Raw genomic sequence first — 18,512 nt, 5'->3', positions numbered from 1 at the left:
CGATCATGCATATTCTACCTGTACGCGGTATACATCCGCAGATCCCTGAAGACTGTTTTATAGCCCCAAATGCAACTATAGTCGGGGAAGTGACAATGGGTCCACGTTGTAGTGTGTGGTTCAATGCAGTGATAAGAGGAGACGTTCATTTTATCAAAATAGGGGAGCAGGTCAATATTCAAGACGGAGCTGTTATCCACGCCACTTATAAAAAGTCCCCAACCACTATTGGAAACAATGTTTCCATAGGACACAACGCCATTGTACACGGTTGCACCATACACGATAATGTACTTGTTGGGATGGGTAGTATTATCATGGACGATTGCGTGGTCGAGTCTGGAAGTATCATTGCTGCGGGAGCTGTCCTGACCAAGAATACACATGTTCCTGCGGGTAGTATCTATGCCGGAACACCTGCCAAAAAGATCAAATCGGTCAGTGCTGAACTTTCTGCGGGAGAGATAGACCGAATTGCCAACAATTATGTGAAATACGCCTCTTGGTTTAAAGATCCGGATCAGAAATCCTTATAACTGATCTGTTTTGGGGCTGTGTTGTCTGCTAGGAGTCTTTTGAGGACTTGTGGGTTGCCATTGGTGTAGAATAGGTGTTGTGGGTCTTGTTGCTCACAAAGAAGCTCGTGTTGCGTTAGAATGCGTTGGGTTTGACGTGCTACGGCCAAGCCACTATCTATAATATTCACGCCCTTACCAAGTAAACTACTTATTAGTGGGATCAAGTAGGGATAATGACTGCAGCCCAACACCAAATGATCCACTTTAGCCGCCTTCATAGGAGCCAAATATTTGTTTAGTAGCTCTAGCATCTCAGGGCTTTGAATTTGGTCGCTTTCAATGAGTTCTACCAAGCCGCTTCCAATAACTTCAATGACTTGTATGTCTTTGGCGAAGGTTTCAGAGGTCTTTGCAAAAAGAGCACTACTTAAAGTTCCTTGTGTGGCCAATATGCCAATGCTTTTAGTTTGGGTTTGCAAAGCGGCAGGCTTAATAGCTGGTTCTATTCCAATAAAAGGGAGGTCGTAGCTTGCTCTAAGATGATCTATGGCGTTTGTAGTGGCAGTATTGCAGGCAACCACTATGATCTTAGCTCCTTGAGCAATTAAAAACTCCGTATTCTTAACACTCAATGCCGTGATCTCGGCTTTGGACTTCTTGCCATAAGGTGCATTGCGACTGTCTGCCAGATACAAGGTGTGCTCCATAGGCATTTGGGCTTGAATGGCACGCCAAATAGAAGTGCCGCCAACACCCGAATCAAAAATACCGATAGGCCCCTTGTTGTTCATGAGCTAAAAATAAAAAACTGCCTCCGGGAATCCGAAGGCAGTTCTTAAAAAGTTTAAAGCAGATAGATTAAATACCCATCTCTTTTTTCACAGCAGCCAAAAGGTCTGGTCCATCACAAAGGATAACTCCGTTCCCTACAGCGCAATCCAATACGTATTGGTATCCTTGCTCACGGGCTACTTTTTGAATAGCAGCACGCGCTTTTTCCAATAGTGGAGTCATAAGGTCAACTTCTTTTTGCTGAAGGTCCTTAAGTGCGTTTTGCTGATATTCCTGAATTTTCTTTTGCATATCCTGAACCTCTTTTGAGCGACGGATGTTCTCATCATCGGTCTTGCTCTCGGCCTCGGCATTGTATTGCTTCATTTTAGCTTCCCACTCCTGAGCCATAGTTTTGATCTCAGCATCATAAGTGGCTTGCAATTTCTTTAATTGGTTTTGTGCGTCCACCATGCTCGGCATAGCTTCTACCAACTTTTGGGTGTCAATATGGGCAGTTTTTGCCGCATCTTGAGCTTGCACAAATCCGGTAGCTCCAACAAACAACACCAACGCTACGCATAAAGATTTCAAATGTTTCATTGTAATTGTATTAATGTTTAAGTAAGTATATAGATTATCAATTTAATGTGAGTTAAAGGCCTCCGCCATCGTCTTCGCCACCGTCGTCGTCGTTATTCTGACGTGCAGCACGAGCGGCGTCGATAGAATCTTTTCTGGCTTGACGCTCGGCCAACAAACGGGCTCTTCTAGCGTCGAACTCTGCTTTTTTAGCAGCGCGCACAGAATCACGGACTCTTTTGCGTTCTGCCAAAAGTGTTTCTCTTTCGGTCTTTTTTGCGGCCGCAGCAGCAGCACGCTCTTCGTTCTTAGCTTCAATTTCTTGCTCTTTCGCCGTAACTACAGCATCTTCTTCTGCAGATAGAGCTTCGCGAGCTTCGATCTCTTCTTTATCTTTTTTAGATGTGGCCTGAGTTCGTTTAGCCGCTCTGTTGATAGCACGAACCACTTGGTCACTGATATCATTTCGCTCTGCAGCAAACAACATAACAATGTCTGCCGATTTGTCGAAGATGAAATCGTATTTCTTGGCCTCTGCGATCTCTTGAACGATGTTGAAGACTTGATCTTGTACAGGCTGTACCAATTGTCTGCGTTGGATGGCTAAATCGCCATTAGGTCCAAAACGCTTCTGCTGGTAATCCAGTACCTCGTCTTGTTTTACTTGGATCTCTTCTTCGCGCTCCTCTATCAATTCCTTGGTAAGCAAAACGCGTTCGTTGCTCAAGTCGACCTTCATTTGATCTACTTCTGCCAGTTTCTTTTCAATGTCCTTTTTCCACTGCTGAACCTTGTTGTCCAATTGCAGGGAAGCCTCTTGGTATTCTGGAACGTTCTCCAGAATGTACTCCATATCAATATAACCGATACGCGCTCCACGTTGCGCGTAGGTTAGGCTGCCGATCATAAGGGCAGAAGCCAAGAGAATTAATTTTAATCGCATAATCGTCGTTAGTTGAGTAATTGAAAATATCGTGCCAAAACGTTTAAAAACGTTGACCAATTATAAAATGCGTCTCCCATCCATTAGGCTCGATTCCACCAGGAATAGGGTCGAAACCGTATCCGAAATCGATTCCCAAGAGTCCAAACGCAGGCATAAATATACGGATTCCTGCGCCAGCAGAACGATTAATAACGAAGGGATTATAATCTCTAAAACTATCCCAAGCCGCTCCACCTTCAATGAACGTCAATGCGTATATGGTTGCCAGTTGTTTTAAACTGATAGGGTAACGCAGTTCTAACGTAAATTTGTTAAAAATCGTATTTCCATCAATGGTCGATAGCGATTGGTTTGGATAACCGCGCAACTGTATCACTTCACGACCGTCCAAGCTAAAGGCTCCAAGTCCGTCACCACCCACAAAGAAACGCTCAAAAGGAGGGATCCCACGATCGTTGTTGTAGGCACCCAAGAAACCAAATTCGGCATGGGTTCTCAATACTAATTTATCGACAACACGGGTATACCAGGTTGCGTTGAATTTGATCTTGTAGAATTCCAACCACTTGAATCGCTCTTGGTCAATACGCGCCTGATCTGGATTACCGTTTACGTCTTGGAATTCCGGGTCGTTTTGCAAGTTGGCAAAGTCGGTATTGCTAAACAGTGACCATGGCGGCGTGAGTTTAGCGGTCAAGGCAAACTGTGATCCTCCTAGTGGATAGATCGGGTTTACGGTGGTATTATCACGACTCAAACCAATGGTATAGGCCAAGTTGTTCGAGTATCCATCACCAAACGTAAATAGGTTGGTGACATAATTCTTTAAGTCGAAGTGCTGGAAGCTTACCGCATGCGAGATCTGGAAATAATCATCCGGCCACTTGAGGCGTTTTGCAATACCCAAAGATCCACCAGTGATTAAGAACTTACGCGAACGGTCTGCATCTCTACTTCTAAAGTCAAAGAAGAACTGTACGGTATGCGAGAATGAGGCCGAGAACTGTATCGGTTTACGTCCACCCAGCCAAGGCTCGATAAAAGACAAGCTATAAGTCTGGAAGAACGTACTGGCTTGCGCTCTTAGGGATAGGGTTTGTCCGTCTCCCATTGGCAGCGGTTTATACGCCTTTCCGTTAAAGATGTTTCTGATGGAGAAGTTGTTGAACGAAAGTCCAACGGTTCCAACGAATCCACCTCCACCGTAACCACCTTGTAGTTCGATCTGGCTCGATCCTTTCTCCACTACAGAATATTCCATATCTAGGGTACCGGAGTTCGGATCTACGTTCTTGAAGTTTGGCGAGATCTGCTCAGGATCAAAATATCCAACCTGTCCCAATTCACGAACCGTACGCACTACATTGGCTTTCGAATAGATCTCGCCTGGGCGAGTTCTAAGTTCGCGATATACCACGTGGTCATTGGTACGAGTGTTTCCAACCACGGTCACGTGATCAAAATAAGCTGGTTTTCCTTCTATGATACGGATCTCAAAATCTATGGTGTCGTTTCTTACGTTTACCTCCACAGGGTTAATACGAGAGAAGAGGTAACCGTTGTTCTGGTATTGGTTGGTGAGGTCTAAAGCCTCCGGGTCGCCTACATCGGCAATGCGTTCCTCTAAGAGTACTCCATTGTAGGTGTCTCCTTTTTGGATTCCCAAGACACGGCTTAGCAATTCGTCACTAAAGACACTGTTCCCGATGAAATCGATATCTCCGAAGTAGTATTGATTTCCTTCTTCTACTGTAAGTTCAAGGGCAACTGTATTGTCGGATTTGCGAATTAGAGTGTCGCTCACGATTCGTGCATCGCGATAACCGTTCTCTTTGTATTTGTCGATGATGGATTGCTTGTCCGCTTCGTAATCGTCGCGGATATACTTAGAGCGTTTCCAGAATCGCAAAGGGAATTTTTTCTTGGTATTCTTCATGGCCTTCTGAAGCTTTGCATCTGAAAGTGCTTCGTTGCCATCAATAGTGATCTGATCAACTTTTACGCGTTCGCCCTTGTCGATGGCGATGGCCAAGTCTTGTTTGGTGTCCAAACCAGTAACCGAGTCGATCACAGCAGTGGTGCTCATGATCACTTGGGCATTTAGAAAGCCTTGTTCGCGGTATTTGTTGAGGATATAATTCTTAGTGGTAGTAAGCAGGTTTTGCGTAACCTTCTGACCTTTTTTAAGCTCGTTATCGTTGATGATATCGCGCGCCTTACGATCTCTGATACCAGATATGGAGACATTGTTCAAGGTTGGTAGTTCTTGGATGTTAATCTCTAGATCTACCACATCGCCCTCCATACGGGTCACATAAATGCTGATGTCTGAGAACAGGTTCTGATCCCAAAGGTTGGTGATGATGTCGCTCAGGCGCTGCCCCGGTACATAAATGCGTTCCCCGGATTTAAGTCCGGTAAAGGTAAGTACGGTCTGTGCGTTGTAACTTTTGAGTCCTGTGATCTCAATATTGCCGATCTCGTATTTGCGATTGGCGTCCAGGTCGCGTTTCTGACTGAAGCCAGAAAAGCTCAGCAGCAATAACAGCAAGAGAAGGGGTAAAGTTCTTTTATAGGAATTCAAAAATATAGTGTTAGTTGAGTTGTTCACTGGTCTTTCCAAATCTGCGTTCTCTGTTTTGATAATTCAGAATAGCCTCGTATAGATTTTCCTTTCTAAAATCGGGCCAAAGTACCTCTGTAAAATATAATTCCGCATAAGCGATCTGCCAGAGTAAAAAGTTGCTTATACGCTGCTCTCCACTGGTGCGGATCAACAGATCCACGTCCGGTAAATTAAGCGTGTAAAGATGCTTATTTATAACGTCTTCATCAATCTTTTCAATCGAAATTATGTTATTTTTAACTTTGGAACTTATTTCTTTAATAGTTTTTGTGATTTCCTCTCTGGAGCCGTAACTCAGGGCCAATGTCAAGGTCATTTGCTCGTTGTCTTTTGTGGCTTCAATTACTTCATTGAGCTCCGTTCTGGCCTTGTCTGGCAAGTCCTGAAGGGCTCCGATCGCTCCGAGGCGTATATTGTTTTTCTGTAAGGTCTTCAGCTCTTTCTTAAGACTTGAGACCAAGAGTTTCATAAGGGTTTGTACCTCTAATTTGGGACGATTCCAGTTTTCTGTCGAAAAGGCGTAAAGTGTTAAAAAAGGTATGCCTAATTCTGCGGCTCCTTCAACTACTTCTTTCACGGCTTTAGCACCGCTTTCGTGACCTTTGGTTCTGAAAAGACCGTGCTTTTTAGCCCAACGACCATTGCCGTCCATAATTACGGCGAGGTGCTGTGGCAGCTTATCTTTGTCGATACGGTCCAAATCGTTCATTGCTAAAAGTTACAATAACAAGGTTGGCGACCAAAGGTAAAGCTCAGGGTAAGTCCTGTGAACACATACCAATCGTCGCTGTTCAGGTTGCCAAATTTAAGGCTTTGGTCGTCTGCGAGATCCTTTACCGGATTGCTGCCGTCCAAGGCGTCTGTTAGGGTATATCGGGCTCCAAATTCAATTCCGAGGATCATCTTGGTTCCTACGGTAGCTTTATAGCCAACAACCATTGGGATCGCAAAATCCCAAGCGCTGTCAAATTTACGAATCACATCCGTATTCGGGTCCCTAAAAAGGTTATTATATCGAAAATACGTCAAACCGGTATATAAATACGGTGTGCGTTGTGGTTGGTCAGAATACATGCTGAATTCCAGGAAGTTAAATTCAAGTCCCAGCGATGCTTCTGTAATCGAATTGGTAAAGGTATAACCGCGTTGGGCACGTCTGCTTTCGCTGGATTTGGTGTCGTCTCCTTTGAGGTTGGATTGGATCAAAGTAAAGCGAAAAGCGTGTCTTGGGCCGCGATTCCATTTGAGGATCCCTCCGAAGTGAAGCGTGTTAGGCGAGATGTAATTGGTGCGTCCTACGTCGCCAATAAAATTGGTTCCGCCCAGAACAGCTCCTATCTCGTAGGTTTGACCGAAGCTCATAAAGCTTCCTAATCCCATAAAAAACAGCAAAAATAAGGCCCTCATATCCCTGAAAAAACGTGCAAATATAACAATAAACTTGAGGTATCCACAGCCTTAACTGCATCCTCCGAGAAGTAAAACAGTAAAACGCCTCTTTTATTGTTTAAAATTGCGCTTGTCTTCGCCCCAAAGAAGCTTCTGTCTTATGGTCTTTATAAAGCTGTCGTGGTTGAGTTGAACCAGAGAAATTGTAAAGGGAGCTCGAGTGATCTCTACCTCGGTGTCGTTGGCCAAAGTTACGATCCTGGAATCTAAAGAAAGCAAGTACGAATCCTCGCGTCCGTATACCTGCAAGCCGATGGTCGTGTCGTCCGGAATCACAAAAGGTCTGGCGTTAAGGTTGTGCGGCGCAATAGGCGTGATCACAAAGGAGTTCGATTTTGGATCGATAACAGGACCTCCGCAGCTCAAAGAGTAACCTGTGGAACCTGTAGGTGTAGCCACAATAAGCCCGTCTGACCAATAACTGGTCAAATACTCGCCGTTTAGCTCCGTAGCAACCCGTATCATGCTGGTAGTGTTCTTTCTGTTTACGGCAACTTCGTTCAAGGCAAAGTTCAAAACTCCTTCCATGGCAGTAGCAGGGGTGGTTTTCACTTGCAGCAAGCTACGCTCAGAAATGGAGTATTCTCCGTTGAGGATATGATCTATATGTTCTTTTAGATCGTCCTTTTGAATGGTGGCCAAAAAGCCTAAACGGCCCGTGTTGATTCCAACTATAGGAATATTGAGGTCTTTCACATAAGTGATGGAACGCAAGATGGTCCCGTCTCCACCAATACTAAAAAAGAGGTCGAAAGAATCATCTAGACTGCTAAAGGTTTCAAAACCTTGGTAGTCTTTCTCTATACTTTCGTTGGCCTGAATGAGCTCTAAAAAGTTGGCCTCAATGTAAACGTCGGCCTTGGCTTTATCTAGCGCGTTGAGTACCGAGGCGATATAGCCGCCCGAATTTTTGTGGTAAAATTGTCCGTAGATCGCGATTTTCATGCGCAGCTTTTAAAGGCTTAGATTACATGTTGAGGTACTTGTCCAGATATTTGGAGCGTTCTTTCAAACTGTCCAGATAGGTGTCTTCGGCATGTTGTGAGACTATGTTGTATCCGTAGCGTCTAAAGGTTTGTACTATGGTATTGATTCCTGTAGGTGCAATTTTTACGGTAGCTTGGATGAGATCGTTCTCCATATGAGAAACAAATACGCCTAGGAGTCTGGCGTCGTTGGATTCTACGATCTGACAGATTTCGCTAAAGGAATAGTCATTCACGCCTTTTTCTACTATGATAATGCCTCCTGCTTCGTGTAAAAATGGAGTTTCGCTGAACAGGTTCATAATATCACCCAACTCGAAATAACCCAAATACTGTTGGTCGTCGTCCAATACAGGCATGATGTTGCTGTTGTATTGGGCAAAAGCTTCGAGAACGTCCAGCCAATTGGTCTTTTCACGCACAAAGAATCCTTCTAAGGCATACTGCACATCTAAGAGTGTTTTGTCGCTTTCAAAGCAATGCGCGTCTGTCTCGGAGATACAACCCAAATAGGTGCCCTCATTAAAAACAGGCAGATGGGAATACGTCAGGTTGTTAAAAGTGTTCTGCACTTCCTTAACCGTAGTTTCCAAACTAAAAGGTCTAACGTCGTTTATGATATATTCTTCCGTGTTCAAGCCGTTAATTTTTATGCAAATTAATCAATTTTAAGGAGCATGAGCCCTTATCATCTTCGTATTTTTGTAATCAAATACTAAGCCATGACGCGATTAAGCGTAAATATCAATAAAATTGCCACCCTGCGCAATGCCAGAGGAGGAAACGTACCCAATCTGCTAAAAGTAGCTGCCGATATCCAAGATTTCGGCGCTCACGGAATCACCATCCATCCAAGACCGGACGAGCGTCATATTCGCTATCAGGATGCGCGAGATCTAAAGGCAGTGGTTCATACCGAGTTCAATATAGAAGGTAATCCTGTTGGGAGTTTTGTCGATCTGGTCAATGAAGTTGTGCCGGAACAGGTCACTTTGGTTCCGGATGCAGAAGATGTATTGACCTCCAATGCCGGTTGGGACACCCAAAAACACAAGGACTTTTTAAGCGAGATCATTGCAGAATTCAAGGCCAAGGGCATGCGAACCTCGATCTTTGTAGATCCGGTTCCTGCCATGATAGAAGGAGCTGCTCTTGTTGGAACAGATCGGATAGAGCTCTATACAGAAGCCTACGCCAGCGGTTATGCCGCCGGAAATAAAGAAGCGGTAAAGCCATATGCGGCTTGTGCTCAATTGGCACATGAGCTCGGTTTGGGTGTAAATGCCGGTCATGACCTGTCGTTAGATAACATTGCCTATTTTGCCCAACAGGTTCCGAACTTGGACGAGGTATCCATAGGGCACGCTTTGATCTCGGAGTCGCTTTATCTGGGTCTGGAGAATGTGGTCAATATGTATATCAATAAGTTGAAGTAATGAGCTTATTGCACTCACGTATTCTTGGAGAAGGACAACCTTTGGTGATCTTGCACGGGTTTTTAGGAATGGGAGATAACTGGAAAACCTTGGCCAATAAATTCGCAGCAGATGGATTTCAGGTCCATTTGGTAGATCAGCGCAATCACGGGCGCAGTTTTCATGCGAGTGGATTCTCATACGAATTAATGGCTACAGACCTGTTGGCCTATATGGATCATCACGGCTTGGACAAAGCGAATTTGATTGGACATTCTATGGGAGGGAAGACAGTTATGGAGTTTGCCGTGAACCATCCGCAGCGAGTTTTAAAACTCATCGTTGCCGATATTGCGCCTAAAAGCTATCCGCAGCACCATCAGGCCATATTGAAAGGTCTGGGCTTGCTATGGGATGCCCAATTGGACAGCAGATCGCAAGCGGACGAACTTTTGGCTACCGAGGTGCCGGACGCCGGGGTAAGACAATTTTTATTAAAGAACTTGTATTGGAAAGAGAAAGGACTGCTCGGGCTGCGTATGAATTTGCCAGTACTTGCAGAAAATATAGAAGAGGTAGGCAAGCCATTAGCTGCTGACGCGCATTACACGGGTCCAACCTTGTTTTTAAAAGGTGCGCGATCTGATTATATCCTTCCGATGGATGAAATTTTGATCAAACGTCATTTTCCAGAGGCACAAGTGGCGGAAGTTAGCGCTGCCGGACATTGGCTACATGCCGAAAATCCTAGGGAATTTTACCAAAAAGTCTTGAATTTTTTATAACATTGCACAACATTTATTATGTATGCATAATAAATAGGTAGTGGCTTAAAAAGAACTACCTTTGTAAATGAACTAATACTACAAACTAAATTTTAATCCCTTTTTATGAAAAAATTACTCATTTTCGCTGTTTTTGCGTTGACTGCGGCGGTGACTTATGCAGGTGGATACCGAGTGAGTCTACAGGGGCAGAAATCTCTGGCTATGGGACACACGGGTGTGGCAGTCGTGAACAGTGCCGAATTGGTGTTTTTTAACCCTGCCGGTATGGTCTACCTGGAAAACAAACTCAACATCTCTGCCGGGGTGAGCGGTGTGTTCTCCGACGTTAAATTCCAAAACTCAGAATTTGGTTATTCTGCAGAGACTGATAGTCCTGTTGGAACCCCATTCTATTTGTATGCTTCTTATAAGGCAACCGACTGGCTAGCTTTTGGATTAGGGGTGTACACGCCTTACGGAAGTACTGTAGAGTATCCTACGGACTGGGCCGGATCGCACTTGGTTAACAATATTGAGTTGGCTGCGATCTTTGTACAGCCTACAGTATCTGTTAAATTATTCGACGAGTTGAGTATAGGTGGTGGACCTATCTACGTGAGCGGTTCTGTAAACTTTAACCGAAACTTGAACCGTACTTTAACTGACCTTGATGGCAACAGAGCTAATGTTACTGTAGACGCATCTGGGGTAAATGCCTGGGGTTATACCATTGGGGCTATGTTTACACCAACGGACAAGATCAAAATCGGATTCAACTACCGTTCAGAGATCATCTTAGATGCAGAAGGTGGTGAGGCAGACTTTGAGAACATTCCAAATTCTCCTTTGACTCCATTTGCCGATACAACTTTTGATGCTTCACTTCCACTTCCTGCGGAATTGACAGTAGGATTCTCTTACGAGTTCTGTGAGAAATGGTTGTTCGCTTTCGATTTCAACCGTGCTTTCTGGGATGTATACAACTCTTTGGATATTGACTTTGCAGATCCAAACATTCCGGATTCCTTTAACAGAAGAAACTACAAGAATGCTTCTATTTACCGTTTCGGTTTACAGTATGAGGCTACTTCTAAGTTTACTTTACGTGCAGGATACTACTTTGATGAGTCTCCGGTACAAGACGGGTTCTTCGCTCCGGAAACTCCACGTAACGATTCTAACGGATATACTGCTGGTCTGACTTTCAACCTAAGCGACCGTTTCCAGATCGATGCTTCATTCCTTTACTTGCGATTCAAAGAAGTTGATGCTTCTTATGATTTCTACTTTGAGAATGGGGTAGCTGTACCTTTTGGAGGAACTTACAAATCGAGCTCATTCATTCCAGGTTTGGGAATCTCCTACAGACTGTAATTACAACTTAATCTGATAAGCCATATGAAAACATATATTAAATATTTATTTGTCGCTTCTGCAGCTTTCTTTGCGAGTTGTGAAGTTGATTTTGACGAACCGATCACTGACGAAGTCTTTTACACCACAGGAGAGGCCAATATGTCTAGTTTTGTTGCCGTGGGTAACTCCCTAACAGCCGGATACGCTGACGGTGCATTGTATATCACAGGACAAGAGAATTCTTATCCTAACATCCTTGCCAACCAATTTGCACTTGCAGGTGGTGGGGAATTCACGCAGCCTTTAGTTGATGACAACTTAGGTGGATTGCTATTAAGCGGTAACCAAATCGCTGAGAACCGTTTTGTGTTGGCAGTAGATGCTAACGGAAATCCTGGTCCTGCTCGTTTGAGTGGTACTCCAACCACTGATGTGGCTAACGGTCTAGCAAGTCCATTTAACAATATGGGTATTCCTGGAGCTAAGAGTTTCCACTTAGTAGCACCTGGATACGGTGATGTTAACGGAGTACTTACCGGAACTGCTAACCCGTATTACGCACGTATCGCTACTAGCGGTTCTGCTACTGTAATCGGAGATGCAACCTCTTTGAACCCATCTTTCTTTAGCCTTTGGATTGGAAACAACGATATCCTTTCTTACGCTACTAGTGGTGGTTCTGGAGTGGATCAGACCGGAAACCTAGATCCGTCTACTTACGGACCTAACGATATCACAGACCCGAACGTATTTGCTTCTGTATTCAGTCAAGAAGTTGAAGCACTTGCAGCTGGTGGATCTGGTGGTGTTGTTTTGAATATCCCAGACGTAACATCTATTCCTTATTTCACAACAGTACCTGTAAATTCTATTCCTCTTGATGCTGCTACTGCAGAGGCTTTGAATGCTAACTTCGCGCTTTACAACGACCTTGTATTGCCTGGTTTGGTTAGCTTCGGAGTTATTACTGCGGAAGAGGCTGCGATGCGTACCGTATCGTTCTCAGAAGGACTAGGAAACGCGCCTATCATTGTAGATACTGATCTTACTGACGTTACTACGATCTTACAAGGGCCTCCTGCGAATTTACCTCCGGATGTTGCAGCGCTATTAGGACAATTGCGTCAGGCTAACGCCAACGACCTTATCGTTCTTCCTGCTGCTAGCGTATTGGGTACTCAAGTAGGTGACGATCCTACAGCGATCAATGGAGTATCTGTTCCATTGGCAAACCAATTTGTACTGACTGCTACGGAGCAAGCTCGTGTAGCTGCTGCAGGAGCTGCATACAACGCTGCTATTCAAAACATCGCTGCGGCTAACGACATCGCTTTTGTAGATGCAAGATCTGCTTTGGCTCAAGTTGCTAACGGTGGTGTGATGAGCGACGGTGTAATGTTGACCAATGAGTTTGTTACTGGTGGAGCTTTCTCTTTAGATGGAGTACACCCAACGCCTCGTGGATATGCTTACACAGCAAATCTGATCATCGACGCTATCAATTCCAAGTACGGAGCCAATATTCCAAATGTGGATATAGGAACCTTTGGAACGGTCACCTTGAGCAACGACTAAGTTCGTAGCTAAGACATAGAAAAAAGCGTTATCTTAGGGTAACGCTTTTTTTTATTATGAAATGAGCACAAACAAATTTAATTAGCAGTTTATCCACCGCAATAATTAAATTTTTTGTGCGAAAGCGAAGCGGTTGATCAATGCAGAAAATTTTTATTTCCTTGATTAACAGTGCAATAAAATTTTTAAATTGATGAACACACTTATCAAAATCGCCCTTACGGCCGGAGCTGTACTTATCTTGGCCAATGTGCTTCCGGGTGTTGCTGTCTCGGGTTATTGGGGCGCTATAATAGTTGCAGTGGTCTTGGCTATCTTGCGCTTAGTGGTCAAACCCTTGCTCATCCTCTTCACTTTGCCCTTGACCATTTTAACCCTAGGATTGTTCCTCTTTGTGATCAATGCGATTATCGTGCTTTTGGCCAGTGAGCTTTTAGACGGATTTAGAGTGGATGGATTCTGGTGGGCCGTACTGTTCAGTGTGCTGCTTTCCTGCTTACAAGCCTTTGTCAATTCTTTGGTCAAAGAAGAAAAACCAACCTCCTGATAATCAAGTTTTGGTTCCCTTGCTGATGGCTTAAAAAAGTCGTACTTTTGCCCTCCGATTTTCAGAGAAAAACACATTATGAACATCAGCAGAACCGATATTGATGATTTGAACGCCGTAGTAACTGTGGCGATCGAAAAAAAGGACTACGCAGAAAAGGTAGACACCATTTTAAACAACTACAGAAAGAACGCCAACATTCCTGGCTTCCGCAAAGGACATGTGCCAATGGGAATGGTGAAGCGCCAATACGGGAAGGCCGTTTTGGTTGACGAGGTGAATAAGCTGTTGCAAGACTCCTTGCACAAATATTTGACCGAGGAGAAATTAGAGGTATTGGGTAATCCACTGCCTAAGAACGAGACCGACATCAATTGGGATGGAGACGATTTCAATTTTGAATTCGAACTAGGTCTTGCTCCGAAGTTCGAGGTGGATCTAAAGCCTAAGAAAGCGGTGACCCACTACAAGATCGTTGCCGATGACGAAATGATCGACAATCAAGTAACCAGCATCCGCAAGCAATACGGAAAACTCATTAGCCAAGCAGAAGTTGTAGAAAGTGCGGAGATTACCGGAACTTTCAAGAACGAAGAAGCAGGTATCGACAACAAGACCACCTTATCTCTGGATCGCGTTGACGGAAAGCGTCAGCAGAAAGCATTACTAGGAGCAAAAGCAGGTGAAACGGTTAAGTTGAAGACCAAGTCCATGTTTAAGGACGATCACCAAAACCAACACGTCTTTGGAGTATCTCACGACGATGCACACGGCTTGGATGTTGAGGTAGAATTTACCATCGACGAGATCAACACTCGCGAGCTCGCTGAAATGAATCAGGAGTTATTTGACAAGCTTTTTGGAAAAGACGTTGTGAAATCAGAAGCAGAATTGCGCGAAAAGATCAAAGAAGATGCAGAGCGTCAGTTTGCTCAACAAGCAGATCAGAAGCTTCTTAACGATGTAGTAGAAACCTTGATAGACAACACCAAGTTCGATCTGCCAGACGGTTTCTTAAAGCGTTGGTTACGCGTTGCAGGAGAGCAAGAATTGTCAGAAGAGGAGGCCAACGCGGAATACGAGCGTACCGAAAAAGGCTTGCGTTATCAACTTATTGAAGGCAAACTTCGTGCAGAGCACAATTTACAGGTGACCTTTGACGAGCTTAAGGATTATGCACAGAACATGATCAAGGCACAAATGGCACAGTTTGGGCAAATGAATCCTTCTCAAGAAGAGTTAGACGGAATCACTGCCAGAATAATGAGCAACCAAGAAGAAGTACAACGCTTGCAAGAGCAGTTGAACGGGCAAAAGATGCTTGATTTCTTTAAGGAAAATGCCAAACTGAAGACCAAAGAAGTCACTTATGACGCCTTCGTGAAAGAGGCCTACAGTTAAACCGGCTTATTTTAATTATCTTTAGGCGTCGAATCCGAGAGGATTCACGCCTTTTTTGTCAATTAAAAAACACCTAATTAATCTAGTATTTCAATGGATTACGGAAAAGAATTTAAAAACTTTGCTATAAAGGACCAAGGGATCAGTTCTACCTATTACGATAAGATCGTAAGTAGCATGTATCCTGTTGGCCTAACACCAAATATCATCGAAGAGCGTCAAATGAACATTGCGATCTTTGACGTATTCTCGCGTTTGATGATGGATCGTATTATCTTTCTAGGTACTGGGATCAACGATCAAGTGGCCAATATCATTCAGGCGCAGTTGTTGTTCTTGGAGAGTACAGACTCTACCAAAGACATTCAGATCTACATCAACTCACCAGGAGGAAGCGTATACGCCGGTTTAGGTATTTATGACACCATGCAATTCATTAAGCCTGATGTAGCCACTATCTGTACCGGAATGGCAGCTTCTATGGGAGCTGTACTGTTGTGTGCGGGTGCCGAGGGGAAACGCAGTGGTTTAACGCACTCTCGAGTAATGATCCACCAACCTTTAGGAGGCGCTCAAGGACAAGCAAGTGATATTGAGATCACTGCTCGAGAGATCTTGATCTTAAAAGAAGAATTATACCGAATCATTGCCAAGCATTCTGGCCAGACTTACGAAAAGATCTATCAAGATTCAGATCGTGATTACTGGATGAAGGCAGACAAAGCCAAAGAATACGGGATGATCGACGAAATACTAACCCGAGGCTAATAGCCGTTATTGCTTTACCCGAATACCCAAGAAGATGGCGAAAGAAGAATTAGAATGTTCGTTTTGCGGGCGTAAAAAGCCAGAGACCAATTTGCTTATTGCAGGTTTGGACGCTCACATTTGTGACCGCTGTATTGAACAGGCACATGGCATAGTTGTAGAAGAAGCTACCCACAGCAGTAATGCGGAGCTTTCTAAGGAACTGATGCTCAAAAAGCCGAAGGCCATCAAGGAGTTTTTGGACGAGTACATCATTGGGCAAGAGCACACTAAAAAGGTGATGTCCGTTGCAGTTTACAATCACTACAAAAGATTGTTGCAACCGCCTTCTGATGACGATATCGAAATTCAGAAAAGCAATATTATCATAGTCGGGCAAACCGGTACCGGTAAGACTTTAATGGCCAAAACTGTGGCGCGTATGCTAAACGTGCCACTGGCCATTGTAGACGCTACAGTACTTACTGAGGCAGGTTATGTAGGTGAAGATGTAGAAAGCATTTTAACCCGTTTGCTTCAAGCTGCAGATTACAACGTGGAAAAGGCCCAAAATGGGATCGTTTTTATTGATGAGATCGATAAGATCGCCCGTAAGAGTGATAACCCTTCAATTACTAGAGATGTCTCTGGAGAAGGTGTACAACAGGCTTTGTTAAAGCTCTTAGAGGGGACCACCGTCAACGTGCCGCCAAAAGGTGGACGCAAACATCCGGATCAGAAATTCATCGAGGTCAATACAGAGAATATCCTCTTTATTGCCGGTGGAGCTTTTGATGGAATAGAACGCGCAATTACCAAGCGTTTGAACATGCAGGCCGTTGGATTTAGCGCTTCTAAATCGGACGATGCCTTTGAGCGTGACAATTTGCTCAAATACATCATTCCTAAGGATCTAAAAGACTTCGGATTGATTCCAGAGATCATTGGTCGCTTGCCTGTACTAACACACATGGACCCGCTTGACAAGGGAACTTTAAGAGCGATTCTTACCGAACCTAAGAACGCGATCGTAAAGCAATACAAGAAACTCTTTGAGATGGACGATATTGACTTCGTCATCACCGAAGAGGCTCTAGACTATGTTGTAGACAAGGCTATTGAGTACAAATTAGGAGCACGCGGATTGCGTTCGCTTTGTGAAGCCGTTCTTACCGATGCTATGTTCGAGATGCCAGGCACAGAAGATCGTCAACTTCATGTTACCAAAGAGTACGCTGAGAAGAAACTCAACAAGTCGACCATAAAGAAACTCAAGGCCGTTTCTTAAGCATTCAGCTTTAATAATTCCTCTAAGTAATCGCGGGTATTTGCCAAGCGAGGTACTTTGTGTTGTCCGCCGAGCTTATCTTTCGCTTTTAGCCAATCGTAGAACACTTTTTCACGCCCAAAGTGAACCGTGGGCAAATTCAAGGTGGTGTTGTTGTAACGCTTAGCTTCGTAATCGGAATTGACCTCTTGCAAATATTTATCCAGTAGTTTCGTAAACTCTTTTTGGTTCTGCGGAGGGGTCTTGAATTCAATAAGCCATTCGTGTGCACCCTTATCCTTGCCTTTCATAAAAATAGGTGCCGCTGTGTAGTCTACGATCTCGCATTGGGTCTCTTGCGCAACTTTCTTTAAAGCGGTTTCTGCATTTTCTATGATGAGTTCCTCTCCGAAGACATTGATATGATGCTTGGTGCGTCCGCTTACGCGAATGTGGTAAGGCCTAACGGAGGTGAACCTAACCGTATCTCCTATTTTATAGCGCCACAAGCCTCCATTGGTCGTGATCACAATGGCGTAATTCTTATCGACCTCTACCTGATCTAGCGGTATAACACGCTCTTCGGACGTGCCGTAAGTGTCCATAGGGATAAACTCGTAGAAGATCCCGTAGTCTAGCATGAGCAGCAGATCTTTGCTATCGTTCTTGTCTTGAATGGCAAAGAATCCCTCTGAGGCGTTGTAGATCTCGTAGTACTTGAACTGATCTCTTGGAAGAATTTGCTTGTACTGATCCACATAAGGCTCAAAGCTCACTCCGCCGTGAAAGTACACCTCTAAATTCGGCCAAATATTAAAGAGATTATCTTCTCCTGTAGAAGTTAAAACCTCATTGAGCAACACAAGCATCCAAGACGGTACTCCTGCTAAACTCGTAACATTCTCTTGTATAGTTTCGTTGACTATGGCTTGCATTTTGGTTTCCCAATCTGCCATGAGCGATACTTCACTGCTTGGGGTGGAGCTAAACTCAGCCCAAAACGGCATATTGTCTATCAGAATTGCAGACAGATCGCCAAAGGCCGTACCGTTGCTCTTATAAAGCTCCTTGCTGCCTCCTAAGCGTAGACTCTTCCCAACAAAAAGCTGGGAGTCCGGATTGTTGCTCAAATACATGCACAGCAGATCTTTGCTTGCCGCATAGTGGCAATCTTCCAAAGATTCATTGCTAACAGGTATGAATTTACTTTTGCTCGAGGTGGTTCCGCTGGATTTTGCAAACCACTTGATAGGCGTTGGCCAAAATATGTTGGGTTCACCCTGTCTGGAGCGTTCTATCAGATCTTGATAATCTTCATAGCTGCTAATGGGTACTCGAGCTGCAAAGGTCTCGTAGTCTTTAATGTCCTCAAAACCATAGCGCTTGCCGAGCTCGGTATGCTTAGCTTTTGCCAGCAAATTGCTCAGTAGTTCACGTTGCACTTCATCTGGGTATTTTAAAAAGAGTTCTATCTGATGGAACCGCTTTTTCAAAAACCACGAGGCAATAGAATTTACAATGGGTATTGGCATTTATTTGCGCTATCTTTAGACGATAAA

General features: G+C 44.2%; 18 protein-coding genes. 9 read left to right on the top strand and 9 right to left on the bottom strand.

What is annotated here, in order from left to right:
• Nucleotides 1-5: 5 nt before the first annotated feature.
• Nucleotides 6-536: a gamma carbonic anhydrase family protein gene (locus BTO09_RS03760; protein WP_198356530.1), complete on the top strand. Its 531-nt coding sequence runs from the start codon at nt 6-8 to the stop codon at nt 534-536.
• Here BTO09_RS03760 and murI read toward each other — a convergent pair.
• The 8 genes from murI to BTO09_RS03720 form a co-directional block, all read right to left on the bottom strand.
• Nucleotides 521-1,309 carry a glutamate racemase gene (gene murI / locus BTO09_RS03755; protein ID WP_087523391.1) on the bottom strand — a complete coding sequence of 263 codons (789 nt, stop codon included), beginning with the start codon at nt 1,307-1,309 and terminating at the stop codon, nt 521-523. The two genes, BTO09_RS03760 and murI, sit on opposite strands and share 16 nt — an antisense overlap.
• A 67-nt stretch (nt 1,310-1,376) precedes the next feature.
• Entirely contained in the window at nt 1,377-1,892 is a 516-nt protein-coding gene (locus BTO09_RS03750) for an OmpH family outer membrane protein (RefSeq protein ID WP_087523390.1), read from the bottom strand.
• 52 nt (nt 1,893-1,944) lie between these two features.
• Complete coding sequence (locus tag BTO09_RS03745; RefSeq protein ID WP_087523389.1) at nt 1,945-2,814, bottom strand: OmpH family outer membrane protein; 870 nt, start codon at nt 2,812-2,814, stop codon at nt 1,945-1,947.
• A gap of 43 nt (nt 2,815-2,857) precedes the next feature.
• On the bottom strand, nt 2,858-5,407 hold the full coding sequence (gene bamA / locus BTO09_RS03740) for an outer membrane protein assembly factor BamA (protein WP_232455005.1): 2,550 nt from the start codon (nt 5,405-5,407) through the stop codon (nt 2,858-2,860).
• A gap of 4 nt (nt 5,408-5,411) precedes the next feature.
• Complete coding sequence (locus BTO09_RS03735) at nt 5,412-6,152, bottom strand: isoprenyl transferase (RefSeq protein WP_087523387.1); 741 nt, start codon at nt 6,150-6,152, stop codon at nt 5,412-5,414.
• Nucleotides 6,153-6,154: 2 nt separating this feature from the next.
• Complete coding sequence (locus BTO09_RS03730; protein ID WP_087523386.1) at nt 6,155-6,850, bottom strand: DUF6089 family protein; 696 nt, start codon at nt 6,848-6,850, stop codon at nt 6,155-6,157.
• 93 nt (nt 6,851-6,943) lie between these two features.
• Entirely contained in the window at nt 6,944-7,837 is an 894-nt protein-coding gene (locus tag BTO09_RS03725) for an NAD kinase (protein ID WP_087523385.1), read from the bottom strand.
• A 22-nt stretch (nt 7,838-7,859) separates the two neighbouring features.
• Entirely contained in the window at nt 7,860-8,516 is a 657-nt protein-coding gene (locus tag BTO09_RS03720; protein WP_087523384.1) for a CBS domain-containing protein, read from the bottom strand.
• 84 nt (nt 8,517-8,600) lie between these two features.
• Here BTO09_RS03720 and BTO09_RS03715 point away from each other — a divergent pair, with 84 nt between their 5' ends.
• The 8 genes from BTO09_RS03715 (at nt 8,601) to clpX (ending at nt 16,974) form a co-directional block, all read left to right on the top strand.
• The gene (locus BTO09_RS03715; protein ID WP_087523383.1) at nt 8,601-9,314 is read left to right on the top strand and encodes a pyridoxine 5'-phosphate synthase; all 714 of its coding nucleotides are present in this window, start codon (nt 8,601-8,603) and stop codon (nt 9,312-9,314) included.
• The gene (locus BTO09_RS03710; protein ID WP_087523382.1) at nt 9,314-10,078 is read left to right on the top strand and encodes an alpha/beta fold hydrolase; all 765 of its coding nucleotides are present in this window, start codon (nt 9,314-9,316) and stop codon (nt 10,076-10,078) included. The genes BTO09_RS03715 and BTO09_RS03710 overlap by 1 nt, the downstream gene beginning before the upstream one ends.
• A 105-nt stretch (nt 10,079-10,183) precedes the next feature.
• Nucleotides 10,184-11,434 (top strand): OmpP1/FadL family transporter, encoded by a 1,251-nt coding sequence (locus tag BTO09_RS03705; protein WP_087523381.1) that lies wholly within the window; start codon nt 10,184-10,186, stop codon nt 11,432-11,434.
• A gap of 24 nt (nt 11,435-11,458) precedes the next feature.
• Nucleotides 11,459-12,991 carry a G-D-S-L family lipolytic protein gene (locus BTO09_RS03700; protein ID WP_087523380.1) on the top strand — a complete coding sequence of 511 codons (1,533 nt, stop codon included), beginning with the start codon at nt 11,459-11,461 and terminating at the stop codon, nt 12,989-12,991.
• Nucleotides 12,992-13,184: 193 nt separating this feature from the next.
• Nucleotides 13,185-13,538, top strand: coding sequence for a phage holin family protein (locus BTO09_RS03695; protein WP_087523379.1), 354 nt, complete (start codon nt 13,185-13,187; stop codon nt 13,536-13,538).
• Between the two features lie 78 nt (nt 13,539-13,616).
• Entirely contained in the window at nt 13,617-14,939 is a 1,323-nt protein-coding gene (gene tig / locus BTO09_RS03690) for a trigger factor (protein ID WP_087523378.1), read from the top strand.
• 93 nt (nt 14,940-15,032) lie between these two features.
• On the top strand, nt 15,033-15,707 hold the full coding sequence (gene clpP, locus BTO09_RS03685) for an ATP-dependent Clp endopeptidase proteolytic subunit ClpP (RefSeq protein WP_087523377.1): 675 nt from the start codon (nt 15,033-15,035) through the stop codon (nt 15,705-15,707).
• A 34-nt stretch (nt 15,708-15,741) separates the two neighbouring features.
• Nucleotides 15,742-16,974 carry an ATP-dependent Clp protease ATP-binding subunit ClpX gene (gene clpX / locus BTO09_RS03680; RefSeq protein WP_087523376.1) on the top strand — a complete coding sequence of 411 codons (1,233 nt, stop codon included), beginning with the start codon at nt 15,742-15,744 and terminating at the stop codon, nt 16,972-16,974.
• Here the strand turns inward: clpX and BTO09_RS03675 are convergent.
• On the bottom strand, nt 16,971-18,485 hold the full coding sequence (locus tag BTO09_RS03675; RefSeq protein ID WP_087523375.1) for a GH3 auxin-responsive promoter family protein: 1,515 nt from the start codon (nt 18,483-18,485) through the stop codon (nt 16,971-16,973). The genes clpX and BTO09_RS03675 overlap by 4 nt on opposite strands.
• Nucleotides 18,486-18,512: the final 27 nt, after the last annotated feature.

Origin of the sequence: Gilvibacter sp. SZ-19 (assembly GCF_002163875.1) — a bacterium.
Classification (GTDB): Bacteria; Bacteroidota; Bacteroidia; order Flavobacteriales; family Flavobacteriaceae; genus Gilvibacter.
The sequence above is the reverse complement of the archived record's forward strand: the minus strand, read 5'-3'. Positions and strand labels throughout refer to the sequence as shown.